The organism is Paenibacillus sp. WLX2291, assembly GCF_046603665.1.
In the GTDB taxonomy this organism is placed as follows: Bacteria; Bacillota; Bacilli; order Paenibacillales; family Paenibacillaceae; genus Saccharibacillus.
Genome location: NZ_CP176755.1, coordinates 4185795 through 4212692 on the forward strand (window position 1 = coordinate 4185795; position 26898 = coordinate 4212692).

Below are 26898 nucleotides of genomic sequence, written 5' to 3' on the forward strand. Positions count from 1 at the left end.
ATAGATGTTCGCCCAGCGATCCATTCCTATGAAGCTCTATAGAATCGTAGCTGCTCATTCATTTGTTTATTTGTTTATTCGCTTGTTCGTTCATTTGCTCATTCGTTCGTTTGTATGTTGTATGAAATGAGGCATGATTATTTTATGTCATCCGGTTGACATATGAAACCGGTTGACATACAATTCATTCAAGAAAGCACTTACATGAATGAAGGAGCGAGCGATATGCCTGTATCAAAAAGCCTGTACTGGAAGCTGAGTCTGTACTTTTTCTTCTTTTTCGTATGCTGGTCGTCCAGTTACTCCCTGTTCTCCATCTGGCTGGGACAGGAGATGAAACTGACAGGAGCACAAACGGGTCTGATCTTCTCTGTAAACGCTATCTTTGCACTATGTGCGCAACCATTGTACGGATACATTTCTGATAAGATCGGATTACGGCGCAATATTCTACTGTTTATTAGTTTGCTGCTCGTGTTTACCGGACCGTTCTTCGTGTTTGTATACGCTCCATTATTGCAGGTCAATGTATGGCTGGGCGCGATTGTGGGCGGGCTATTTCTGAGCGTGGGTTTTCTTGCCGGGGTTGGGGCAATTGAAACGTATGTGGAAAAGATCAGCCGCAAGTACGGGTTTGAGTATGGGCGCTCGCGGATGTGGGGTTCGCTCGGTTGGGCGGCAGCGACATTCTTCGCTGGACAGCTATTTAATCTGAATCCCAATATTAACTTTTGGATCTCATCCCTTTCGGCGGTCATTCTGGTTGGTATTATCCTGTCAGTACGCATCCAAGTAACGGAAACAGAACTAGAAAAAGCAGCTTCCGTCACACTCAAAGATATTGGCAATCTGTTCACGATGCGTCCGTTCTGGTATTTCATGCTGTATGTGATCGGCGTTGCCTGTGTATACGGGGTATATGATCAGCAGTTTCCGATCTATTACTCGTCATTATTTCCTTCTCACGCTATCGGTAATCAAGTGTACGGGTATCTGAATTCATTTCAAGTATTTCTCGAAGCTGGCATGATGTTCCTGGCACCATTCATCGTGAACAAGTTGGGCGCGAAGAAATCGCTGATTCTCGCCGGGTTGTTGATGGCACTACGTATTATTGGCTCTGGATTGGTATTCGAGCCGATTGGCATCTCAGCAGTCAAGCTGATTCACGCACTGGAATTACCGATCATGCTAATTGCTACTTTCAAATATCTAGCAGCGCATTTTGATAATCGCCTCTCTTCCATTCTGTATCTGGTCGGCTTCCAATTTGCTTCGCAGGTCGGTCAGGCAGTACTATCGCCAATCGCCGGGTCGTTGTATGACGATATCGGTTTCCGGTATACGTATCTGGTGATGGGCGCGCTAGTTTTATTGTTCACGCTGATCTCAATCTTCACCCTGTTTAACGACAAAAATAAAACACCACAGCTTAACGGGCAATTGGAGCCACAGCAGCAATTAACGTAACGTTCGAGTTCGATGTTGAATAGCGGCTCCAAATGATTCCCATCACCTTACCATTTACATCGTTCGATAGCTTAGTGGCTCTGTGGCTCTGTAGTTCTGTACTTTCTTACTTTCAGAGTTTCAGAGTTTCAGAGTTTCAACGAATGTAAACATCACCATTCTCACCGATTCCATACATTCAAGGAGGAACATCTATGTCTACACTTCATTCTATTCAACACGCCGCGCAGGCACTTCAGCTTGCCAGGGAACATATCAATCCGCAATATCGTCTCGGTTATCATATTGCCGCTCCTGCGAACTGGATCAACGATCCGAACGGCATGGTGCAATTTAACGGCGAATATCATGTCTTTTATCAGCATCATCCATACGATGAGAATTGGGGTCCGATGCACTGGGGACATGTAAAAAGTAAAGACCTCGTTCATTGGGAGCATTGTCCGATTGCGCTCGCGCCGGGAGATGATTGCGACAGAGACGGCTGCTTTTCCGGTAGTGCAGTGGATAACGATGGTGAATTGACCTTGATCTACACTGGGCATCATTATACGGATCGCGCCCAAGACCTGTTCACACAAAATCAGAATATTGCGGTTAGTCGCGATGGTATTCATTTTGACAAATGCGGTGTGAATCCGGTGATCGCCGAGCCGCCAGCAGATAGCGCTCATCATTTTCGTGATCCGAAAGTATGGAAACATGAGGATACATGGTATATGGTGCTGGGCAATGCGACGCAGGATGGGCATGGACGTGTCATTCGATATCATTCGCCGGATTTGCGGAATTGGACGTATGATGGTGTGCTTGCAGCAAGCGACGGAACGCTTGGCTTTATGTGGGAATGCCCAGACTTTTTCGAATTGGATGGACGATATGTGCTGTTATGCTCGCCGCAGGGCATAGAACGTGAGGAAGATCGTTATCTGAATCTGTTTCAGACCGGATATCTGATCGGTGATTACGATTATGCGAACAATGATTTTCAGCATGGTGAATTTCGGGAGATGGATCATGGGCATGACTTTTATGCCGTGCAGACGCTGCTGGATGATAAAGGTCGACGTATTGCCATTGGCTGGATGGATATGTGGGAGTCGAATATGCCGACCAAGCAGCATGGCTGGGCAGGTGCACTTACGTTACCACGCGTGCTACGTCTGAATGAAGCCGGGCAGCTGCTGATGAATCCAGTGGAAGAAACAGCATTGCTGCGCCGCGAGTTCTTCTCATTGGGTGAGGCTAATGCAGTGAATACGACTACTCTAGTGGATGCATCTGTCCCGACGGATGAAGGCTTTACGGTGGAACATAGTTATAAGGTGGATATGAAGAAATCACTGCTGGAAATTTGTACTGTTTTCGATTTGAGCCAGAGTAGCGCGGAGCAGGTTGGCTTGACGCTGCATAGTGATGCGGGGGATCAAACGATCATTACCTACGATGTCGCGGCTGGCAAGCTGACGTTGGATGCTTCTCAATCCGGTAAACCGCAAGATGGCGTTCGAACAGCACCTTTGCAGCATGAGGGACAGCTGACGCTGCGTATCTTCGTAGATCGTTCGTCTATTGAAATCTTTGCCAATGATGGACTGGCAACATTGACGAGTCGTATATACCCGACAGGCACGATGGCAAGTCTGGAGCTTACAACAGTGGGTGGCAATGCAGTCGTGCAGGAATGGACTTGCTGGTCGCTTAACGATGTGTGGCATGGGCAACAAGCACAGGCATAATGAATAGATCATGACTGAATAGTAATCAGTAATCGCTAATTAACCACAATCAAAAGACCCTTCACCTCTACCTTACTTAAAGGCAATGAGGATGAAAGGTCTTTTCGAGTTGTAGACAGGTTCATTTCTAGGTTCTTAGCTTGATTTTGTAAATGAGTTTGTAGCAGTATCTAGACTTTCTTTTACCATAACTGATGTCCCAGCCATATCCCGACCCCAGAAAGTCCGATACCGAAAATATACGATAATCCCAGATAGCAGATCAGCGTATTGTGCTTCTCCTTCAGCCGCAACTCCATATTTTCCAACTTGAATGTGGAAAAGGTCGTAAAGCTCCCCATAAAGCCAGTCCCGATCAACAGCTGCATGTGGTTATTGGCTCCACTAGCAATCAACAATCCTAGTAAAAACGAACCAAGCAAATTAATCAAAAACGTACCGAGTGGAAATTCTTTTGACCAGATTTTTTTCATCCAATTGGAAAACAGAAAGCGTGCCAGTACGCCAAAGATTGCACCCAATGCTACCAGTCCGATATTAATGAGCATGTGGCTGTGCCTCCTTTCGATCCAACCAGCGCTGACTCAGGTAAAAGCCAAGTCTGGTCGCCAGCAAACCGCCGAACAGACTTGCGCCGATGTATAGCATTGCCAGTACATACATCTGCTGTTCCAACAGTTGTATACTTTCCAGACTGAAGGTTGAGAAGGTCGTAAATGAACCGACAAAACCTGTTCCAACTGCCGTTACCAATACAGGAGATATGCGCGGTAACCGCGCAATATATTTCATAATGACCGCTAGCAGAAAACAACCGATCAGGTTGATCAGTAGTGTAGCGAATGGAAACCCATGATTGGGAATCCATACACTGAGCAAATATCGGCAAATCGCCCCGAGTACACCAAAAACAGCAAGAAGTACATATACCATCCAATCCACATCCTTTATGAAAAGTAACTGATACGTATGAGCTGCATCTATCTATACACAATAAAACTCCTACCCGAAAAAACACAGAGCATCTGTGCTTTAAGCAGGTAGGAGTCATTAGCTGAGATCAGCGGTTGATGGCGAACTCCATCGCCCATTACATGTTATAAGTTGTATCTATCATACTGGAATATGCGGCATGTGTAAATATATATACAATACTTATAGATCAGTCTATAGATGAGAAAATAGACGAAACGATTAACTCAACAGACAAGGCACTTTGGGAACTATGAATGCGAATTGCCGCGTCGTCGCTCCTGATTGAGCTTGATCTTCGACTCATTGCCCTGCTCGGTCGCTTTGTAGAACACGCGCCCTGACAGATGTTTTGGCAAATACTCTTGCTGTACATAATGATTCGGAAAATTGTGCGGATACTGGTAGCCTCCATGCCCTAGCTTCTCGGCACCTTTGTAATGCGTATCGCGCAAATGCAGCGGCACCTCCGCCGACTTGATCTCATCAATCGCAGCCATCGCGCTCGAAATAGCAGTATACACCGCGTTAGACTTCGGACTTTCCACTGCAAACAAAATCGCCTGCGCGATATTCAACTTCGCTTCCGGCCAGCCGTTCGTTCGATATGCATCCAGCGCGCCGAGTGCCTGCACCATCGCTTGTGGATTGGCAAGCCCGATATCCTCACTGCTAGCGGCAATCAGTCGACGGATAAAGGTCATCGGGTCCATACCAAGCTTCTCCACCGCATAGAAAAACCAGAATAGCGCCGCATCACTGGAACCGCGAATACTTTTGTGAAATGCGGACAACACATCGTACTGTGTCGATTCATCCGCCCGGACGGTTGGACGACGGATTGATTCTTCTGCCACCTCCACCGTCAGATAAACGGTGCCATCCGATTGCGGTGGGGTGGTCAATGCTGCCAATTCCAGCGCATTCAGCGCACGGCGAATATCCCCATTTGCCATTGACGCGATATGCTCCAACGCTGGTTCATCCACCTGTAATTCCATAAAGCCCAATCCTTTATCTGTATCCTCCAATGCGCGCCGCATCGCGATCAGCGAATGCTCCTTGTTAAGCGGCTGCAATTGAAACAGCGTCGAACGACTCATCAAGGCACCATTCACATAATGAAACGGATTCTCCGTCGTCGCCCCAATAAAGATAATCGTTCCCTTTTCCACTGCTGGCAACAGCGCATCCTGACGGGAGCTGTTAAACCGATGTACCTCGTCCAGAAACAAAATCGTTTTCGTGCCATATAGTGATTTATTGTTATGAGCGCGCTCAATGACCTCGCGCACTTCTTTGACAGTAGCATCAACGGCGTTCAGCCGCACAAACTCGCCCTGTGTATGTTTGGAAATGATATGAGCAAGCGTCGTCTTCCCGCATCCGGGTGGCCCGTAGAGGATAATCGACGATACCTGATCCGCCTCAATGGCACGACGCAGCAACTTGCCGGAACCAACGATATCTTCCTGTCCGATATATTCATCCAACGACTGTGGACGCATCCGATCGGCAAGCACACCCATGCTGTCTGGCGCATCATTCTGTTGTTCATTAAAGGAGAACAAATCCATATCATCACATCCTTGCATATTCATCAATATATAACTAAAATCTATTATATTTTGATGAATAATTTAAAATAAATATAAAAATTTAGGAAACTCTTAAATAAAGAGCTTCCTACCTTAGAAAATATTTAAATCACCAATATACTTTTTTGTAATTCTAAGAAAAATTTACAAGTTTAATCTTATTAAAATTAGGAATTTGAGTTTGCTTACTGAAAAAAATAAATTCTGAAGCTTTAGATCTTTTAGATAAACTATAATTCAAAGCATATTCATAGCCGTTTACAGTAGTATACATTTGCTTTATTTCCTCGCAAATATCATATGTTACAATCCATTTATGATCATCTAAAGCATTTATTGCTTTTGAAAGGAGCAAATGATCTTCGTGATTATAAAAATTTGTATATAACTCTGGACCCTTTTTATAATATGGTGGGTCAAAAAAAGTGAATATATTTTTACCTTCAGTATTATTATGATTATTCAAATATAATTCTATAAGTTCTAAAGCATCTAAATTATGAAGTTTAATTCTTTCTTTTTCAGTAGCTATTTTTGTTATTTTTTTTATTAGGTTAAATTTATTAAATCTACAATCTAACTTATATTTTCCAGTTTGATTCTTCCCTCCTATTGGTCCAGCATTTATAATCCCAGAATGATTAGTTCTATTCAAAAAAAAAGTAGAATACCCTATCTCTAAAATGTTGTGGTTGCTAAAATTATTTTGTACATTTTTTTGATTATGCCATTCTTCTAGGGAAATAGGAGTATCTTGAATGAGCTTAATAAAATCCTCTGTATTATATAATAGAGAATACCACATATAGTATATTGCTTTATCATAGTCATTAATCACAATATTTTTGACTATATCATCTAATAATAAGCTGATAGCAACACCAGCGCCACCAGAGAAAGGTTCTATATAAGTCGGTTTATCATCAAAATTCAACTCTATAATATCCTTCACGTAACTCGCAAGTTGTGTTTTCCCTCCAGGATAACGTAGAGGACTTTTAGTAGTGGACAAACGAAACCCTCCTTTTTATTACAACTAAAATGGCCTTAGCCCTAAATTCGTTGCTACATACGTCAAAGACTTCTTGAGATTATCGATATAAGAATCTACTAGGTCTGGATTTTCTTTTGCCCAATAGACTATGGGATTATTCTTTTTTAGAGTCCAATGTGATTGCTCTTCTTTAAACCACATTTTCCAAACATCCCGTTCGTGTTTTTTGTAATATGGAGAACCAGAGCTTTTACAACTTGCATTTCTGAATTCTCCATCTAGTATTTCTTTGATTACTACGTTATGTGAATTTGAAGTCAAAATTGTCTTCTTATAAAATGAATCGCATTTTTTCCAAAATGAGCAATTTTCAGAATGCAAATATTCGTATATTAACTTTTCAGGAGGCGACTTATTTATTGAAGGTAATAATACAATATTTCTTGTTGATTTGATTTTCAATTTATCAACATCGCCATCTAATAATATACAAGCATAATGACAAAATTCAGGTATATTAGCTTTATTTAGAGTAAGATATTGCTCACATCCTAATGAAACATCTATGATTTCAGTACGTTTTTTAATATAAGCTGGCGTAAGGTATTTATAAAAAAAACTGGCTTCCTTATCCTCAAAATAGAGTCTAATTTTCTCTTCTTTTTCTTTTGCACGAATTTCTTCGTGTAAATCTTGCCATATAGTCAATCTAGATTCATTATCAAGAACATTTATAGTCGAATCATTTTCCTTTTTCAAAGATATAATTTTTAGATCTCCTGGATAAGGTGGTAGATCAGATTTTGCACTTTCTATTTTAGCAGACACTATATCTATTAGATACGTTGAATGCGAAGTCACAAAAACTTGCAAGTCCAAATCATTAGCTTGAGATAATAAAACTTCTAGTAACTGTTTTTGAGCTCCTGGATATAAAGTAGCATCTACTTCATCAATTAAAAGAATTCCACCTGTATATTCTTGGTAAGATTGTTTTAGCCTTTTAAAAGAAAGTAAGGCCCCTAATATTTGCCCCACATTATCTTCCCCAGCAGAAATCATGTTTATGCTTCTATTAGAAGGGATAAAACTTAGTGTATTTTTATCTTTATCATTTGTACCTTGTAAGTCTCCATCATAGTGATGTAATAAAATTTGATCATACAATCTTTTTATATATTTTTGTTCAGATTCAGTTAAGTTTAAATCCATATCGAATCCGTCTGTAAGAACGATAGGAAACACACGACTCAATCCCAAATAAACAACAGGAAAAGTTTCATTAGAAGATCTCTGATCTTTTTCTCCTTTCTTTGGTGCAGGTAAATTGGGCTTTCTCGTTACTAATCGTGGATTTAACCTATCACTATAATTATTACTTTCAATTTTTAGATCTATTGAAAGACGACTCGTTTTGTTGTAAAAATTAATGAGTGCATGTTCTTCTCCGCGTGCATCAATTTCACTTAACTTGAAATGTTGATCAACCTTGGATTCAAAATTTTTATTGTATATAGTTTTGATTTTTTGGATTTTTTGCAACATTTCTTTTTTTGTTTCTGCTTCTTTTTGGTTAGCTTGAGTTAAAGAATATCCCAATACCGTTTGCGAATTAAAAGAAAACGGCTGAGCAATCATTCCTAAAATTGTAGATTTAGCTGTACCATTTTTTCCAGTTAGTAATGTTAACCTTCTTCCAGGTATAAATTCTATTTCTTTTATTGCTCTAAAATTAGAAATTTTTATAGATTTAATCAAAGATGATTTCATTATATGTACCTCCATAGTCGATTATTTCAAATTTTCCCATATTATTTTGTTATTTTAGTTCATTATCACTAGTCTAGTAAAGTCTAAAGTCTTATAAAATCAAAAGGGTTCTATTTATAATTAAATAGAACCCTTTTGATCGTTATATTTCTACATAATCCGGCAGATCATCACCATGCAGCAGCCACAGTTCATGCAAGGCACGCGTGCAGCCAACATACAACAGTCTCGCATCCCACGGATCGTTACGATAATGCTGCACGTCTACATCCGTCAGCATAACCGCGTCGAACTCCAATCCTTTGGATAGATACACTGGCAAAATAGAATGCCCGCCCTGATACGTCGCTTTACCGCCGTCGATCAGATTCAGCTCCACCCCAGCGGCAGTCAGCTGTTCATGCAGTTCTCTTGCTTCATGCAGCGTACGTGTTAGAATCGCGCTAGTGCGGAAATTCTTCGCCTGCAATTCTTGCCAGCGAGCGAGGATGATATCGACGCGCTTGTCATTCGGGCATTCCAGCATACGCACCGGATCGCCACTACGGAATACCGGCACGGCGGTAATGCCATTACGTACCCCATGCTCCAAGATGATATTCGCAAACTCAATAATCTCCATCGTCGAGCGGTAACTTCGAGTCAATGGGAAATAGTCCGTCTGCTCCTGCGGGAACAGCGTGCTCATCTCCTCCCACGCATGTACCCCGCGATAGGCGTGAATGCCCTGCGACAGATCACCTAGAATCGTAAACGAACCGCCACGCACGTACAGATTCAACAGCGCTACATGAAAAGGCGAGAAGTCCTGCGCTTCGTCAATCACCACATGGTCAAAGCGCCGGTTGCCGTCCATCTCGTTCAGCAGCGTATGAATGTAAATCAATGCAGGCAAATCCTCATCGCGGAAACGATCTTTTTTCAGCTCGACTGATACCGCTTTGAGCATACCATCTGGCAGCTTGCTCCAGAGAGGTTCCAGTTGTTCGGCGACAAGTGTACTTTTACTTGCTTTGAATAGCTGCTTGTACAACGCCAGCGGCTCGTATTTAGGCCATTTGTTAGCGTATGACTTTTCGCGCTGGGTCGCTTTCTTTTTGCGTTCGTTACGGATACTTTCGGATGGTGCCTTTTTCAAACGCATTTCTACCCAGCGATGTACACGCGCCAGCACACGCTCTTTGCGTTTGGCAAGCGGATATGGACGGTATTCGACGTTATACCATTCCAGAATCTCTTCCCGCTTCAGCACCGCGCCATCCCATGGGCTAAAATCCATGTCCGGTACGGCTACTTGCTCTAACAGCTCAACATATCGTTCCAATAGTTGCATAAAGGCAAGCGAGCCTTTGTAGCGTGAAGGTGTACCGTCATGCACATCCGGTCGATCCGACGTTTCAAACCATTGCTCATACGTTTCGGATGTTGGCACTAGCTTCAGGTCGCTTTCTAGCAATTGCTGTGCCCAGTCGGCAAATGTACTTTGCTGAATATCGCCCACACCCAGCTCCGGTAGCACCTCCGAGATATAATCGAGAAACATATTGTTCGGTGCAAAAATAATCATTTTCTCCGCGGATACCTGCTCCTGATACTGGTACAGCAGGAAGGCGAGTCGATGCAGCGCAACAGTCGTTTTTCCACTACCTGCGACGCCCTGAATGATGAGCGCGGTATTCTTGACTGCCCGGATGATCCGATCCTGCTCCGCCTGAATCGTGGACACGATGTCGCGCAGCTTATTATCCTTATTCTCACCCAAACGATACACGAGAAACTCATCCGTCACCACTGGCTCGGCACTATGACGATCATACGTATCGGCAAGCCGTTCCAGTTCGCGCTGACGAATCACCAGATTTCGTTTTAAATATACAAGCCCCTGTACTAGCCCTTCCGGCGCTTCATACTCCGCGATCTCCTCGCCGCCGGTAAACGAGTAAAACAGACTGGCAACCGGTGCCCGCCAGTCTACAACGAGCGGTTGCTCATCAATCTCCGATTTGCCAACTCCAACCTTGCCGATATATAGCGGACGACGTTCGCCATCCTCTCCCTCAGCAAAATCAAGCCGACCAAAATAAGGTTCCCGTGCGCTCTTTGCCAGCGTCTGGCGCTGCTGCTCCCGTCCGGCCTCCAATACCTGCTCGGTAAAATCATGTCCGGTATAGACCGGAATGCCGGTTAACCGTTGAAGCTGTGTATCCACCTCATCCAGCGTGAGCCGCAGTTTCGCCTGCTCTTCTTGATAGGCACTTTGAAAATCCTTGTCCATTTCAGTTGCCTCCTAAGAAATCTATAGTATCCCCGTCCGGCAAATAACAAGCAAAAAGCACACACAGCGCCGCCTCCATGCCAATCGGCAGGAGCAGAACCAGGTGTACTCTTTTCAAGTTCGCGCTTTGATTATGGTTTTCGCCATGTTTTATCCATGCATCGTAGTCGTATGCACTCCGGAACAAAGGATGTTCAGTGTATCATAAAGAGATGGGGAATGCTACTATACTTCAAAATAAGGAATTCATCATGAATACGATATCCGATTAAATACGTAGGAATAAGCGCGAACCCCAAGCTCACATCAAAACCCTGGGCGGTTTGCGCTCCTTGCTACGACTGGGTTTTGAGCATTTTGCTTGTGTTTGATTGTCTTTTTGGGTACTCTAAAAAAGAGGTTCGCGATTTTGGCAGTATTTTTCCTTGTGTAGCAAGGGCTGATGGTCCCCACAGTCGCACTCCGCGCGAGTGCGTGGATTGAAAGATATGGAACGCCCGCATATACGGCTCTGCAAATATGATGTCGCACTCCGCGCGAGTGCGTGGATTGAAAGTGATAGGATACTAATCCTCCTGCCAGCTGCTCCGTCGCACTCCGCGCGAGTGCGTGGATTGAAAGTTCGCTTGGGTTCGGATGGTAGAGGCTGTAATCAAGTCGCACTCCGCGCGAGTGCTTGCAGCACGTACGTGTATACTACTTCAAAACCATCATAGTCTAAGCAAACTTTTATCCTCGAATTCATCTGTCAACGGATCTTCTCCAATCAAACCAAAAGCCCTGCTTCTGCTTAATCGCAGAAACAGGGCTTTTGATTATTTGTATTTTATTCCTCATTTGGTTGACCTATATCGTCTTGATGAATATTATCATCGAACTCCGGCTTGTTAAACATATCCACATACGCCTGATGAGGAAAAAGTAGCGGGTTATTGATTAGCATCAACAATTGATTCAATTGGAACGTTAACGTCAATAATGAAATCTCTTGACCGACCGCAGGGTTGGAATGGGTATGTACCCGGTATTGATCCATCGTAAAATGGAGCGGCTCTGGAATCGCATCTTCTCCTGTTCGTGACCTTTTATCCGTATAGGGCATCGCTTTTTCATTGTATTGTTTGTGATTATTCTGATTCAACTGACGCAACCAATATAAAATGCTGTTGTGAATATCATCTGGATATTCTTTCGCCTGTTCTTCCATCGGCATCTGCACACGTAGATGCCCTTTCGACTGTAGATTTGGAGAAATCACAAAGTCAAAACGTTGAATCTGCTTGTATAGTTCTCCACTACTGCTATTGTCTTGAGATAAATGACACAACATAACAATCGGTCGAGTCGATGTTTGTGCTAATCCTTTTTCATGAGGAATCCTACTGTCCTTAACATAGGTTTGATTTTCGTTATATGCATATCCCGTCATGATCCGGCTTATTCCACGCAACGAAGTCTGTAATTTCACAATACTATCTAACCATTTTTTAAGCGGTTTTATTTTCAAACTTTCACTCTTACATTGCACGACGACTGCTACTGCTTCAACGGGAATGTATTTGATAACGCCTTGTCGAAAAATATACGGCGTATACTGCTCGTCAAAAATAGCTAAATCTATTTCATCTGATATACGTCCTTGTGAGTCGATAATAAACACAGAGCGAGCAATTGAGAATTTTTGCGGAATCATCTGTTCAAACATAGACATCCACACTTCTTCGCGAAAACCGCCTGTTGTCAGATGATGATTGGGACTTGCCATTTGAAGTTGTTCGACTAGCGAACGTTCCCACGAGATATAGTTTTCTTTAATTTTACGAATCGTGGATGTCGCCAGCGGGGCCGCTGATGCGTTAGATTTCACTTTGCCTTTGTCCTTGGTTTTGCTTTTGGATTTGACTGTTGTCTGTATTGTATCAGCAACTTTGTTCGCTTTTTTGTTTTTGACCATCCCGTTCACGTCCTTTGTTTGCATAATAATATAGACTGCACCTTTGTATCGTAGCTAAGTCCATCCAAAGTTTATAGATCATTCATGTAAAATTCCTTGTTATATTAACTTCATCCGTCCATATCCAGCATTACGTTTGGCTCCGATACCGGAATGATGTAATGCTCCGACTACAATCTCTTGCGCTAGCTGTAACCAATGCTGCGCCACCTGCATCTGTTCACCACTGCACGTTACCATGAATTTGAACTCTCCTTGCACTGCAAAAAAATGTACAGGAATGGGAGAATCGTCGTCCCGCGGTGCGGGCAAGTCTTGCTTTGAACCATTATTAGTTGTGTCGCGGAGCGATGATGCAGGCATCTTCGACCGTTCATCTGATGAAGGTTGTTTGACCTGCTGAATTGTCATACTGTTATATGCTTGATGATGAGGGGTAAGCACATCCAGCTTCAGTGACGATACAACCGTCTTCGATAATGGCGATCTCATAACAATCGTGTCTGGCGTAATCAGTGCATCATGAAAGGTGATCGCACCTGCGCGATCCGGTGTTCCGAACAACACGACATCATCTGCGCCGCCGGGCAACAATGATGGAAATGCCGAACCGATGACCGTTCGTGCATAATGAGCAGCGACTCCTTTGATTGCGGTACCCGGTATAAAAGGAACCCCGTACATCCGATGCAATTCCACACTACTATCGAGTGCAGATACTTCGCCATGTCCAAGCAATAGATTGGATGCTGTACTCATGGAGAAGCAATGGGCAGCTTGCCCCGCAACGATTGTTTTGTAATATCGCTCGTATACTTTGCTATATAACGATACGTAAGGTGATTCGACGAATTCAGCAGATACGTTAGAAGTTTTCGTTCCTTCGTCTGGATTAATATTAAGATGTTCTTTCATCATATATTTATTGATTTCATCGGATAACGATTGTTTAGTCATCCTTCCTTCTATTAATTGCTGCAATAGAGAATCATTTTTTTTGTTTGAGACTTTTTTGTTTGAGTCTGTATTTGCTGGAGCCGGTGGATGTGCCCACGTTGCTTTCGTTAAACGTAAATACGTATTCATGCATGTTCCTCCACCATTGATGTCAAATCGTCTTCTACCGCTGTTTGATCAATTTGTAAAATCGCTTCTGCATATCGTTTGAACCACACCGAAGCATCCAGTGCGCGGCGTGACATATCGTAATACCGTAATGGCGATACGGTTTGCATCGAATGAATCCACTGCTGTAGATGAGCAGAAGCAGAAATAGACTGAGGTCGATGATGTAACGGCACAATCGCTTCATACATATCCTTCAAAAAACATTCGTATGCCTGTGCGACAGGTGTAGTCTGCTTCTTAGAATCGGAAGCACTCGACGAATCTACGTTTGCTTTTGCATAAAAAAAGACTAACGTCAATTGCAATCCATTATGACGCACCATAGCCGGGAAACGATGACATAATCGTCCATAGGTAGTCACTTTGGGGTCTGCTTGTTTTTGTGCAATCGATTCTAACGTCAGATCGTCTAGATTAGCGATGCCTATGATACCACCATACGCAATCTCTGCATAATGCTGTTGAGTCCTTTTCATCAGGCATCTCCTCTTCCGGTCAATAGAACGGTTATATCATTCAATGTATGCACACGAAATTGAACTCTGCCTTTTCCGACGCTAGTATTCCCTCCAATTTGCAGTACTGTGGATGTATGCAATTGATTGAGCATATCTTCTCGTAATTGAAGGTTAGAGCTTCCTTTGACACGATCGCACCAGATTAATCCGTACAAAATCGCTTCCGTGGGAATATATTCCTCATTCCACAATGCGCCTCTTTTTACAGTTCCCGTTTGTTCGTCCATACGAATCCGACTAATGACTTCACAGCTTAAATTGACAATATGCTGGAATAATTCATCTGAAACCATCACCAAATGCTCGCGCCACCATTGTTTATTAAAAAAAGAATCTTCCGCTCCAAATAAAAACGAGCCGCTCCATTCTGCCCACTGGGTAAATGATGCATCCACCATACTATCCGCTTCCAGTTCATCCAAAAACACTTTGTCTGTGGAAACGTTTTTTGCATAGGTCGAACGTTGATTACTCTCGGAACGTGATTGCTTTTCACAAACTTGACTTTTCTCACAAACGATAACTTTAGCTTCGTCGGGATCATTTAGCTGTTGTTGATGTTGTAGCCATGTTGATTGAATGGGAACGTGTTGTCCAGCAGCTGCTAGATCGCGATGAAATCGTTCAATCGCCAATGGACATGTAACATACGCAAACGTTCCAAAACGACTTGCCACCGGAAAAGCAAGCAGACGCGCATCGCTAAATACCAGCGCGCCAGCAGAAGCATCTGCTTCTTGTTGCATGTGATGACCAAACCAATCTTCTACTTGATGATGAGACTGCAATTCATAATAACTCCGCTTCACACCTTTGATCGTACTACCCGGAACGAATGGCCATTCCGTTACTTTTTCACGTATAATAGGCAGATCAATTCCACCTGCACCTTCACCACTGCCAACATGTAATGGGGTTAACGTATGAATGGAATATACTCGACTGGTCAAATTTAAAGTTGTACTCATTGAATGTATCACTCCTTTAACATCTCTAGTGTTTTATTATTGTTCCCATACGCCCCATAATGCTAATCCATATCCATCTTCCGCATCATGAGCTTCTCCACGTCGATTGCCATCCGATATCGGTTTGAGCCAAGTGTTACGAACGAATGTCCCCACTTGATCTTGTCCGGTAATCACTTCAAAAAAGTATACACTTCCTGCCGGAACCATACGTCGGATCGACTTTTCCTGATTCCCATTGGCAGTGGCATAACCGGAAACAGGTTGCCATCTAGGTAGACATGCCCAGCGTAAACGTAGTTCCAAACCGGGAGCCCATCGCTTCAAATGATCTCCCGATTGCAATTCTTCATTTAACCAACCGGGTTTCCAGCCTTTTGTAAAATAAGCTGGAGTTGCTAATATTAATCGTAAATACGTACTATTTTTTAATTTTTTTAATAATGTTTTAGGAGGACTTTGCCAAAAATCATTCACATCTGTCGTATTCGATTGCCTATTACTGTTGTGAATCATAGGCTTCTGTTCCTTAAAACGAGCAAGCCGACGCTTGCCACCTAAGGAATGTAGTTCGTCAACAGACGATAGCCCATGAGCTTGCCACACGTTGAAGCGACTTTCTATTTGTGCTTCGATCGTTAATCCTTCAGGAAATACAAGCGATTCTGTCGAAAACAGATGTTGATCTTGAGCGGTGTGTCGCTCTGTATCCATCTGAATATGAGTACGCTGCTCACGCACAAACGAATTCATAAAAGAAGGTGCTGGCTGTACCGGGTGATCGCGATGAGAGGCATCAAGGATCGTCGTAGCGGACGATGTTCTGCTAGCAAGATTGAATGTAGTTCCGTGTAGCCAGTGCTGTAATTCGTCGTTATGCATATCTTTCGCCATCTTTGGCGAACATAACCAGTGATACATCCACTGCTCGGAAACGTAAGCTGGTTGTCTATGAGATTCCAGCGGCTTTGTATATGAGGTATCGTCTTCCACATATGGCGGCCACAATACATGTTCCAATTGCCCATCCCGTCCAACGCCGTAACAACCTACATCTGTACTGTGATCAGGTACAGGCGTAATAATATTTAGCGCATATCGGTCTGATGATGCCTCACTAGACTTGATTTTATTCAACTCCATATCTTGCGGAATAGGAAAATACAAACTGCCCTGCCAACGGTACAAAGGACCGCGAATAGCCAATCGGCTTATGGCCGTACGATCCAGAGGAGCGAACGATTGTATCTGTTGATCGGACGTCGGCTGAGACGATTGAGCGGAACCATCTGAACGAACTGAAGGGGCATCTATCCCCGCTTTTTTGTACAGCATCGTACGAATCGTTCCTGCTAATGTAGTCGGTGATAGATGCCCCATTGTATGAGCGCGAATACCAGGCGTTTTGTGAAAAGGGCGACCATCACGAATCATCAAAGGTTCAAGGGGCTGGATAGAGATCAAGTTGCTTACTAATGAAGAATGATCTGTGGGAACAGATGATGCAGTAGCCTGTTTTTGCTTTTGCTTGTGCGTTTTTTTGTAGGAGCTTACAAAGGTGGACGATTGAGAATGTTTCTTTTTGCGCGATTTATTCATGATTGATTCCTGCTCCTTCCATCTGGATCAGCAAAATGAGTTGCTCTGCGATTTGTTGTAATGAGTGCAGCATTTTCTTCCTATCATCAGAGGCGTCTGAAGAAAGAGTATGACTTAATACAAATAATTGTTTTAGTTGTTTTAATCTTGCTTGCGCTACTGCTTCATTAGATGAAGAAGCTTGGGCAAAGATCGGTGTCTGTACTGATACAGCTGCCGATGAGAACGATACAGCAAAGGGATCATTGTCGGTCGTCTTTTTACGTAACAATCGCAAAACTTCTAACCATAACAATGCTTCCAGTTGCGCCGGATGTTCCGTTAGTGAAGGATGAAGATAGGTCGAAGATGCTCCAACCCATTGACGGTATTGTTCACATAGACGTTGCAGATCATAAGCAAATCCGTTGGATAATGGATAAGCTGCTCGTTGTTGTTGTAATCGAATCAGTTGCTGAAAAGAAGGCAATGTCGGATACAACTGCTTAGATGGATCAAAATATTCATTTTTAACGGCAGATTCCGTCCAAGGTAACGTAAGGGTATGTGGCTTTGCACCACCCCGTTTATGAAATTCAATCACTAATGTGCTACGCGTATCTTTTGCTTTCTTTTCAGCGGCATGTGCTCGTTGCCGAACTTCCTCTAGCGGCTCCAACATATGCACGATAACAAGCCCTGCCGACAAGGTAAACGGATAAAGCGGTTCTTCTTTGAAGATATACGCAAATGATTCCGCAAATGTCACTTGCAACTCTTGCACAGCGCGCAGACAGGTATGCAATGGCAAATACGCCATAATGTCATCGCCGCCTCCATAAATAAGCGTGCCTTCATGCTTCTCTACAATGCGCTTCGCTTTAGAGGAAAATGCCGACAAGTGAGCAGAAAATTCTTGATTTTTGCGGATCGCTTCCTGTACAGTCAATGACTTGCCCTTCAACAATCTTCGCAAATGATCGCCCATCTTATCTCCATCAGCAACGAGAAAAGCATAATAAGGCGAAGCTTCCGGCATGCGCTGTTGTTTCCTATTTGCTACATGTTGGGCTTGGTTGCGATTTGGCTGATCGACAGGTAGTGTACCCTCAGATGAGCAAGTAGATAACGGTTGAGGATCGTACGATATCCTACGTCGTGGTTGCCATACAGTCATACCATATAATATGTCTAGTTGCTTCGTGATATACGCTATCATTTGTTCTAATGTCTCTACGGGTAGTGATAAAGCAGGTTGTTTGGTAGCTGTAGACTCAACTGTCGCTTCCGTCGTTACAATCAAATATTCGTTCACAAAATCAGCAATTTGGCGACGGTAAAACAATCGTGGATTATAAGTCTCAACCAGTTTCTCATAGCTGATGTTTTTCTCTGTAAGCAAGGAGAGTGATGCTTTTTTTAATTTTTGTAAAGGTTCACAACATAAAGAAATATTGAATTGCGGATGATGCTGTTGTATTTGCTCCTCCATATATTGCGCAATATGATGCAAATACTCATGTACCGCAGTCGCCATCGTCTGTCTATTCTGTCCATTTGATTGTTGGTTCCGATCATCATGAGCAGATACTTTCAACTGCTCTAAATAAGGAAGAAATGCCTTTTCACATACCGAGACAAACATCCGATTCGTCCATCCTTGGTTTGTCGTGGACGCTGTCGATGTAGAATGAGGTTGCTGGGCATTTGTTCGCTGTGTATGTAAAAAAAGACGTTTGACAAGTGAGATCGCATCCAATTGCTCCACTGAAGTGTGCGAGTGAGCATGACGCGTAGCATCGGACGATGGTTCGCGTACGGTGATGCCCCACTGGCGCAATAACCGTTCCTCATCTGCATGCGGTTTAGCATTCAAACGCCATACCGATTCACGTCCGCCATCCAACGAGGATTTAGATTCACCAAATAATAGACGCGGCTCATTCGGCTTAAAGTCGCGTAATGTTTTGCGTGCCGTCATCATCGCTTCCGCTCGTCGTTGTGCATGGAAATAGGCATCTGCTTCGTCATTCACCTTACTCCACACTGCATAAAACTCGACCAGATCACGAACTTGACGATTCCACGCACCGATGTCGATCATCGGCTTTAACCCGCTAATATTTAACACTTGTTCTGATAACTCCATCCAACGTTTGGTAATGGCAAACCTGACGTTTCGAGCAATATCATGTGGCCGATCCGTATGAATCAGACCGATGATTTTGTTAGGTGCGTTTAATTCATCATCATCTGTTTCGCTTCTGGATTGCTCTTGTTGTTCAGCTTTTGGATCATATAGAACCGGATAAACCAACTCACCGGAAGCTACACCTGTCGTCACGTCTTTATTCTGAAAAGCTACTGCACCTGCCTGTGCTAGCTCCGATAACAAATATGAACCAAACCATAAATCCCGCGTCCGCCTAGCTTGCGCAATAAATTCCTGTACAGGCCCGATGGAAAAGATCATCAACCATCGGCAAGGTTGTTCATGAGGTGTAGTGAATGGTGTTATTGAGGTGTGCATGTTATCGGACAAAATTTTGCCTCCTTTGCTTTCTCCACATAGGCTTGTAATGCTGATGTGTAGGCTGTTTCAGTCAAATCTGGCGCTTTGTAATTTAATGGACTTTTTGGATAATGTAATGGAATATTAGGTAACCATTCAATATCTTCACATATACCTGGTTGTGTAAGGCAAAGTTGCCCATGAGGCGGATGATTCAAAACAGCAATCAAGGCAACACCTTCATCAGGACTAAATGCCAACGATTTTAAAATTAGGGGGGAAGCAAGCCGTTCTTTGCCTTTCGGTTTAAGCTGTGTACGGTCTGGTTCACACTTACCTTGTTTCTGCGGAACAAAATCTTTTGGTTCCCGTTCTGGATCATTTATTCTAAATTCAAAGTTAATCGGCATCCCCAATTCGGCTCTTGGATAAGCAATTACTGGAGTGTTGGACTGCGAAAAATAATGTGTGGGGCGATCATGCTTCCAGTAAGCTGTTTTAAATGCAGCTCGAATAGAATCCGCTTCTGGCCAATAACTTCGACCAAACTTGTTGATATTTCTTTTTTTCTTAGAGCAGTATTGTTTCGTTATAGGTCGTTGCTGACGAAATTTTTTGTAATCTTCGATTAAGATATTCCATATTTTTCGATTTCTTTGAGAAAACGAGTCGAATTTTGTATAGAATTCTGAACGAAGGGTAGGCCACGGACGATATTCCCCAGCAGGTAACAAGCAAACGTTAAAATCCTTTTGCTGCTGATTGAACCACTTTTGTAATTTATACTTATTTTTACAATCTTCTGACGATGGAGAGAATGATTCAGAGTATAAACTACCGCATCCTTTGCGTGTTCTTGCACCAACACCGCCAAAATTGATCCATGCCCAGAGCGCCGCTCGTAGATCGCACTGCCACTGTTTCATTTGTTCTATATACTGAGGTTTGATGCGGAGTTGCCATTGATGTTCTACATCATCTTGCTTATCGTATTCAAAAAAATGTGGAGACCACTTAATATGTAAAATAAAAGCATACTTTTCCAGACCATACCACTTGGTGCCTTTACCATCTTGTGTGAACTGAAACAAGTATGGCGGAATGCCTAAAATTTCATTTTTATATTCATGAATTTTTGGTTTAATTTCAGCCAATTCATCTTTATGTTCAACCCATATTGAGAAAGGTGAACTGTTAGCTGTATGTCCGAACACTTCTGCTTCTCGCTGGGCAAGTTCTGCAACGTTTGTATACACTGCTCCACGTGTCGCTCGCCACCAAAACCGTAAATGTCCTCGTACCGAACTCGCGCGAACTGGCGCAACTGGATCGACTTGACCTGCAATAACGCCGCCGCCAAACATAGGCGTTGTTAACGTTATCGTATATTGCTCGTGATGTGGAGAATCATTATCACTATGTGCCGCTTGTTGAAGGGATTGAATCGCATCTTTTACTTGAGATTCTGCTAATTGCGATGAGGAAGATGCAGGCGGGAGGCTAAGAAATAGTTGAGAGTATTGCGGTAATTTCATACACAAATCCCCTTTATAAGTTTTTAAAGGAATAAATACAATAAAATTATTTTTAAAGATGTAAATAGTAAATAAGTAAATATAAGTATAACTAGTTTTAGGTCTTTTGTCATGCTTTTCTTCTAATGTAATCATATTTCATTGTTTGTGATAAATGAAGGAGGAGTTAGGAGGGGAATAGTCATAAAAATAAGAAGCAATCGGTATAGTATGGCTATGCTCATACTTACAGATTGCTTCTTAGGTTGAACAGAAGAGACTGAAATAACTAAAAGCGTTGTGTGATCGACTCAAGATATTATGTTTTAAAGATTCTCAATGACAAATAAGATACTGAACGGATGGTAGTGTTTTGAAATATATATTTGTATAGGTGCAGTATGTATTGGTAAGAGCCAGTGCAATTATTTACAAGATAGCGATATAGCTCGATATGCGGCTCCTTTACTCCATGGACTCGCACGGAGTGCAACAACGCTGCGGATTTCTCCAGTTACCAGTACGCATCGTTGCACTCCATGCACTCGCACGGAGTGCAACGATGCGTTTTGGTCCGGGACAGATGATAGCAATCTTTCAATCCATACACTCGCACGGAGTGCAACTGATGCCATGTAAACCAAATTATCTACCTGATATCTTTCAATCCATACACTCGCACGGAGTGCAACACCAACGTCCCATATTATTCATTTTTTTAATTACTTTCAATCCATACACTCGCACGGAGTGCAACTTCGCGTCTTGAATCCCTTGCCACACAAGGGCAAAAACGTCTAAAAGCGCGAACCTCTTATTTAGCTTACTCAACACCAGCCCAAATTGCAATAAAATCCCCGACATCCCTTGCTAAGCAAGGAGCGCGAACCTCTTAGGGTTTTGATGTGAGCTTGGGGTTCGCGCTAGTGAACGTTATTGGCTCATCTGCAAACGATATCTTTTATCTTTCCACTTCCATCCCCGATCAAAACGGCTTGCATAGAAAAGTATCTTTTCTACACAAGCCGTATGGTTCTCTATTCTCTTACACTTACAGCTCAATCCCATTCTTTTCTATAAGTTCCCGAAACGTCATACTCACCATGTTCAGACTGGCAACCAACAGGATAAAAATATCACTTACTGGGCTTTGCGAATCTTTGGTTTATTTTCATTTTCGCAAACCATCTTCTACGTTACATCTTGACGCATTTTTTTCGGCTGTTAGGTAAGAAGACGATCTTCACGCTTTTTCTAAATATCGCCTACATCTAGCTCCAGTAAAACCTCGGAGATATGATCCAGAAAAATATTGTTCAGTGCAAAATAATCATTTTCTCTGTGGATATTTACTTCTATGTGTACTCTTTTCAAGTTCGCGCTTTGATTATGGTTTTCGCCATATTTTATCCGTGCATCATCATGATATGCGCTCTAGACAAAGGATGATTAGTTTATCATAAACGAATGAGGAATGCTACTATACTTCAAAATAAGGAATTCATCATGAATACGATATCCGATTAAATACGTAGGAATAAGCGCGAACCCCAAGCTCACATCAAAACCCTGGGAGGTTCGCGCTCCTTGCTACGACTGGGTTTTGAGCATTTTGCTTGTGTTTGATTGTCTTTTTAGGTACTCTAAAAAAGAGGTTCGCGATTTTGGCAGTATTTTTCCTTATGTAGCAAGGGCTGAAGGCCTCCACAACTCCGCGCGAGTGCGTGGATTGAAAGAACTTTGATGCTGATCTACGTGGTACAGAGCCTGAGTCGCACTCCGCGCGAGTGCGTGGATTGAAAGTTCTTTTCGTTGTTGTTTGTCTGATCCGAAGATTTGACGTCGCACTCCGCGCGAGTGCGTGGATTGAAAGACCGTACCGAGAACAGCCACTTGGTCCTGTCCTACTGTCGCACTTCATGTGAGTACGATAAGTATTGTCTATTTAATTTTGCAATTAATATTACGTAAATAACTTAGTTTTAATCTATACAATTTCTTTTATTCAATTTGTTATCTAAAAATTCATCAAAACTCAAAGACCCCATTTCTGCCTAGTTGCAGAAATGGGGTCTTGATTCTCTTTACACTTTATTATTAGTTCAACTTCATAGCATTTGTATAGTACTCTCTTTTGTGATGTGTTCATCAAATTTCCAGTTTAATTAAGCAAGAATTTTTATAAATAAGGTCTATTTAAATTTCAAAACTCAAATAGAGATAGATTCAATTTTCCTATACCTTGACTCTAAAAGAATGCAGGCAACCAAAATTTGAAAATATTCCATTATCTATGCTCAATTTATAATTCAAAAAATTTAATTGCATCTTAACACTAGGTATTTTACTTCAAACATTCACACGCAGTACAACTTAGTTACTAACTACAAGGTTGTCAAAATCAATGGCTCCTTTCAATCTATGCACTCGCACGGAGTGCAACTTCAATCGTTTACGAATCGCGATTATGATGCATATCTTTCAATCAATGCACTCGCATGGAGTGCAACCGTACACCTTCATTAGTAGTAGAATCTTTTGATCCTCTTTCAATCAATGTACTCGCATGGAGTGCAACGAAATAACGCAGGCGATTTATGGTACTGGTTCTCCACTTTCAATCCATACACTCGCACGGAGTGCAACGATTCGCGCAGCCGTTATGAAAGGCTATCCGGATGCTTTCAATCCATACACTCGCACGGAGTGCAACATATGAGCTTTCGCCTTCTGATCGTATCGTATGCTTTCAATCCATACACTCGCACGGAGTGCAACTGCGCGCCTTGAATCCCTTACCATACAAGGGCAAAAACTTCCAAAAACGCGAACCTCTTATTTAGCTTACTCAACACCAGCCCAAATTGCAATAAAATCCCCGCCATCCCTTGCTAGGCAAGGAGCGCGAACCTCCTAGGGTTTTGATGTGAGCTTAGGGTTCGCGCTAGTAGACATTATCGGCTCATCTGCAAACGACATCTTTTATCTTTCCACTTCCATACCCAATCAAAAAACGGCTTGCATAGAAAAGTATGTTTTCTACACAAGCCGTATGCTTCTCTATTCTCTTACACTTACAGTTCAATTCCGTGCTTTTCCAGCAGTTCACGAACGGTCACGCTAACCATAATCAGACCGGCAACCGGTGGGACAAAGGCGTTACTTGCCGGTGGCTGCTTCGCTTTGCGGATCTCTGGTGCATTTTCAGGTACGATCTTCTGAGTCACGTCCTGACGTGGCTTTTTCGGTTCTTCGGTGGAGAAGACGACTTTTACGCCTTTGCGGATACCATCTTTACGCAGCTTCGTACGTACGACGCGAGCGATTGGGTCCATATGGGTTTTGGAAATGTCGGCAACTTGGAAACGAGTTGGATCGATTTTGTTGGCTGCACCCATGCTGGAGATGATCGGGATCTTGCGCTTCAGACACTCCTTGATCAGATGGACTTTGTAAATGATCGTATCGGACGCGTCGATCACATAATCCAGATCGTATTTGAACAGTTCCTCATACGTCTCTTCCGTGTAAAACATATTCAGTGCAATCGCATCACATTCGGGGTTAATCAGCTTGGCGCGTTCGACCATCAGGTCTGCCTTTTTCTGACCGACCGTTGTCGTGAGCGCATGAATCTGGCGGTTGATGTTCGTAATGTCCACGACGTCCTTGTCGATCAGGATGATACGACCAACGCCTGTACGTGCCAGCGCTTCAACCGCAATCGAACCAACACCGCCAATACCGAGGACAGCAACGGTGCTGTTCTTCATTACTTCAATACCTTCCGGGCCAAACGCTAGCTCGGTGCGGGAAAATTGATTTAGCATAAATAAGCTCCTTTCAATATGTTTGCTTATACCATGTTGAGACTTCTTTACTACATTCTATATTGTATTAACCGTCATGCACAATCTCATTCAAGTTACACCGTTTACTCCAGTTCATATGATTGTCTCATAGCATGGGTTAACCCCCATATCCAGCATGATGCCAGACACAGGGGTTGAGTAGACATGCAATCCAAACCAATATATGCGTGAAGCCATTACATCGCAAGGATACAGACATAATCAGCAGACAGCTGATTGTGCCGTATTTAGTTTTTGTCGATAACTGGCTTTTTCGGAGCTAGACGGATATGCAAATCTTCCAGTTGTGCTTGATCGACTGGTGCCGGAGCATCCATCAGCAGATCGGTTGCACTTGCCGTTTTCGGGAAAGCGATCGTTTCACGCAAGTTGGTGCGACCAGCCAGCAGCATAACGAGACGATCCAGACCGAAAGCAATACCGCCGTGTGGTGGCGTACCATATTCAAACGCATCCATCAGGAAGCCAAATTGTGCGCGTGCCGCTTCCGGGGTGAAGCCGAGCATTTCGAACATTTTCTCTTGCAGATCGCGTTGGTAAATACGCTGGGAACCGCCGCCTACTTCGTAGCCGTTCAGGACGATATCGTACGCTTGCGCACGGATTTTGCCCGGATCGGTGTCGAACAGTTCCAGATCCTCTTCGTACGGACGAGTGAACGGATGGTGTTCCGCCACATAGCGCTTGGATGTTTCGTCGTAACCAAGCAGCGGGAAGTCGACAACCCATACAAATTTGTATGCTTTATCGTCGATCAGACCGAGGTCGCGTCCGATCTTCAGACGCATTGCGGCCAGTACATCGGCAACGACTTTTTTCGTATCCGCGGAGAACAACAGCAGATCGCCTTCTTCGGCATTGGTCGTTTCACGCAGTTGTTGAATCTCATCTTCGCCGAGGAATTTCACGATTGGACCGCGGAATTCGCCTTCTTTTACTTGAATCCATGCCAGACCTTTGGCACCGTAACGCTTCGCGTATGGCTCCAGACTGTCGATTTCTTTACGTGTCCATGTGCCGCAGCCTTTGGCGTTCAGCACTTTCACTTCGCCGCCTTTTTCGATGACGGTTGCGAATACTTTGGCACCGCTGTTCGCAACGATATGGCTAACGTTTACCAGTTCCAGACCGAAGCGCAGATCCGGTTTGTCGGAGCCGTATTTGTCCATCGCTTCCGCGTGAGTAATGCGTTGGAACGGAACCGGGATGTCCACGTTGATCGTTTCTTTGAACAGACGTACCATCAGTTGCTCCATCATGCCCAGCAGCTCATCGCGCTCAACGAAGGACGTCTCGATGTCGACCTGAGTAAATTCAGGCTGGCGATCCGCACGCAGATCCTCGTCACGGAAACAACGAGCGATCTGATAATAGCGTTCCAGACCACTCACCATCAACAGCTGTTTGTAGATTTGCGGCGATTGTGGCAGGGCGAAGAATTCACCTTCATGCACACGGCTTGGTACGAGATAGTCGCGCGCGCCTTCTGGAGTACTCTTAGTCAGGATCGGTGTTTCTACATCGATGAAGCCCTGCTCGTCAAGGTAGTCACGGAATACTTTGGTCGCTTTGGAACGCAGAATGAGCGTTTGCTGCATTTCCGGACGACGCAGATCCAGATAACGATATTTCATACGTAGCGATTCGTCGACTTCTACGCCGTCTTCGATAAAGAATGGTGGTGTTTTCGCTGCATTGATTACTTCGATTTCAGTAATGCGTACTTCGATATCACCCGTTGGCAAGTTTGCATTGATCGTTTCTTCGTCACGGCGAACGACTTCACCTTTGACCGACAATACATATTCACTGCGGACACGATCAGCGATTTGCAGTGCATCGCCGGAGTACGCCGGGTTGAATACGATCTGTACGATTCCGCTGCGATCGCGCAAATCGATAAACAGTACGCCCCCGAGGTCGCGACGAGTTTGCACCCATCCATTCAATGTGACTGTCTCGCCGATGTTGGCGGCGGTCAGCTTTCCGCAGTTGTGAGTCCTTAACATATTACATTCTCCTTTTGTAGTGAAATA

Annotated in this window: 17 protein-coding genes and 1 riboswitch; of the genes, 2 read left to right on the forward strand and 15 right to left on the reverse strand. The window is 43.4% G+C overall.

What is annotated here, in order from left to right:
• Positions 1-225: 225 nt before the first annotated feature.
• Both ACDE64_RS17890 and ACDE64_RS17895 read left to right on the forward strand, forming a co-directional pair.
• Complete coding sequence (locus tag ACDE64_RS17890; RefSeq protein ID WP_411343463.1) at positions 226-1470, forward strand: MFS transporter; 1245 nt, start codon at positions 226-228, stop codon at positions 1468-1470.
• A gap of 194 nt (positions 1471-1664) precedes the next feature.
• Positions 1665-3209, forward strand: coding sequence for a glycoside hydrolase family 32 protein (locus tag ACDE64_RS17895; RefSeq protein ID WP_411347743.1), 1545 nt, complete (start codon positions 1665-1667; stop codon positions 3207-3209).
• A 182-nt stretch (positions 3210-3391) separates the two neighbouring features.
• On the opposite strand, the gene crcB (ACDE64_RS17900) is transcribed toward ACDE64_RS17895, so the two are convergent.
• The 15 genes from crcB (ACDE64_RS17900) to aspS form a co-directional block, all read right to left on the reverse strand.
• A complete protein-coding gene (gene crcB / locus ACDE64_RS17900; protein ID WP_411343465.1) occupies positions 3392-3757 on the reverse strand; it encodes a fluoride efflux transporter CrcB in 366 nt (121 codons plus the stop codon).
• Complete coding sequence (gene crcB, locus ACDE64_RS17905; RefSeq protein WP_411347744.1) at positions 3747-4142, reverse strand: fluoride efflux transporter CrcB; 396 nt, start codon at positions 4140-4142, stop codon at positions 3747-3749. Before crcB (ACDE64_RS17905) ends, crcB (ACDE64_RS17900) begins: the two co-directional genes overlap by 11 nt.
• Before the next feature lie 101 nt (positions 4143-4243).
• Positions 4244-4306, reverse strand: a riboswitch (Fluoride riboswitch).
• A 126-nt stretch (positions 4307-4432) separates the two neighbouring features.
• Positions 4433-5758 (reverse strand): replication-associated recombination protein A, encoded by a 1326-nt coding sequence (locus ACDE64_RS17910; protein WP_411347745.1) that lies wholly within the window; start codon positions 5756-5758, stop codon positions 4433-4435.
• Between the two features lie 154 nt (positions 5759-5912).
• Positions 5913-6791 (reverse strand): DNA adenine methylase, encoded by an 879-nt coding sequence (locus ACDE64_RS17915; protein WP_411347746.1) that lies wholly within the window; start codon positions 6789-6791, stop codon positions 5913-5915.
• A gap of 24 nt (positions 6792-6815) precedes the next feature.
• Positions 6816-8543, reverse strand: coding sequence for an AAA family ATPase (locus tag ACDE64_RS17920; RefSeq protein WP_411347747.1), 1728 nt, complete (start codon positions 8541-8543; stop codon positions 6816-6818).
• 142 nt (positions 8544-8685) lie between these two features.
• On the reverse strand, positions 8686-10818 hold the full coding sequence (locus ACDE64_RS17925) for a HelD family protein (RefSeq protein WP_411347748.1): 2133 nt from the start codon (positions 10816-10818) through the stop codon (positions 8686-8688).
• A gap of 826 nt (positions 10819-11644) precedes the next feature.
• A complete protein-coding gene (locus ACDE64_RS17930) occupies positions 11645-12772 on the reverse strand; it encodes a DUF6602 domain-containing protein (RefSeq protein ID WP_411347749.1) in 1128 nt (375 codons plus the stop codon).
• 99 nt (positions 12773-12871) lie between these two features.
• A complete protein-coding gene (gene cmr6, locus ACDE64_RS17935; protein ID WP_411347750.1) occupies positions 12872-13729 on the reverse strand; it encodes a type III-B CRISPR module RAMP protein Cmr6 in 858 nt (285 codons plus the stop codon).
• Between the two features lie 125 nt (positions 13730-13854).
• The gene (gene cmr5 / locus ACDE64_RS17940) at positions 13855-14376 is read right to left on the reverse strand and encodes a type III-B CRISPR module-associated protein Cmr5 (RefSeq protein ID WP_411347751.1); all 522 of its coding nucleotides are present in this window, start codon (positions 14374-14376) and stop codon (positions 13855-13857) included.
• Entirely contained in the window at positions 14376-15386 is a 1011-nt protein-coding gene (gene cmr4 / locus ACDE64_RS17945; protein WP_411347752.1) for a type III-B CRISPR module RAMP protein Cmr4, read from the reverse strand. The genes cmr5 and cmr4 overlap by 1 nt, the downstream gene beginning before the upstream one ends.
• A gap of 36 nt (positions 15387-15422) precedes the next feature.
• Complete coding sequence (locus tag ACDE64_RS17950; RefSeq protein ID WP_411347753.1) at positions 15423-16985, reverse strand: type III-B CRISPR module-associated Cmr3 family protein; 1563 nt, start codon at positions 16983-16985, stop codon at positions 15423-15425.
• The gene (cas10, locus tag ACDE64_RS17955; protein WP_411347754.1) at positions 16978-19506 is read right to left on the reverse strand and encodes a type III-B CRISPR-associated protein Cas10/Cmr2; all 2529 of its coding nucleotides are present in this window, start codon (positions 19504-19506) and stop codon (positions 16978-16980) included. Before cas10 ends, ACDE64_RS17950 begins: the two co-directional genes overlap by 8 nt.
• Positions 19479-21011: a type III-B CRISPR module RAMP protein Cmr1 gene (gene cmr1, locus ACDE64_RS17960; protein ID WP_411347756.1), complete on the reverse strand. Its 1533-nt coding sequence runs from the start codon at positions 21009-21011 to the stop codon at positions 19479-19481. Before cmr1 ends, cas10 begins: the two co-directional genes overlap by 28 nt.
• A 3053-nt stretch (positions 21012-24064) precedes the next feature.
• Complete coding sequence (locus ACDE64_RS17965) at positions 24065-24820, reverse strand: ThiF family adenylyltransferase (RefSeq protein ID WP_411343476.1); 756 nt, start codon at positions 24818-24820, stop codon at positions 24065-24067.
• Positions 24821-25089: 269 nt separating this feature from the next.
• On the reverse strand, positions 25090-26871 hold the full coding sequence (aspS, locus tag ACDE64_RS17970) for an aspartate--tRNA ligase (RefSeq protein WP_411347757.1): 1782 nt from the start codon (positions 26869-26871) through the stop codon (positions 25090-25092).
• Positions 26872-26898 lie beyond the last annotated feature (27 nt).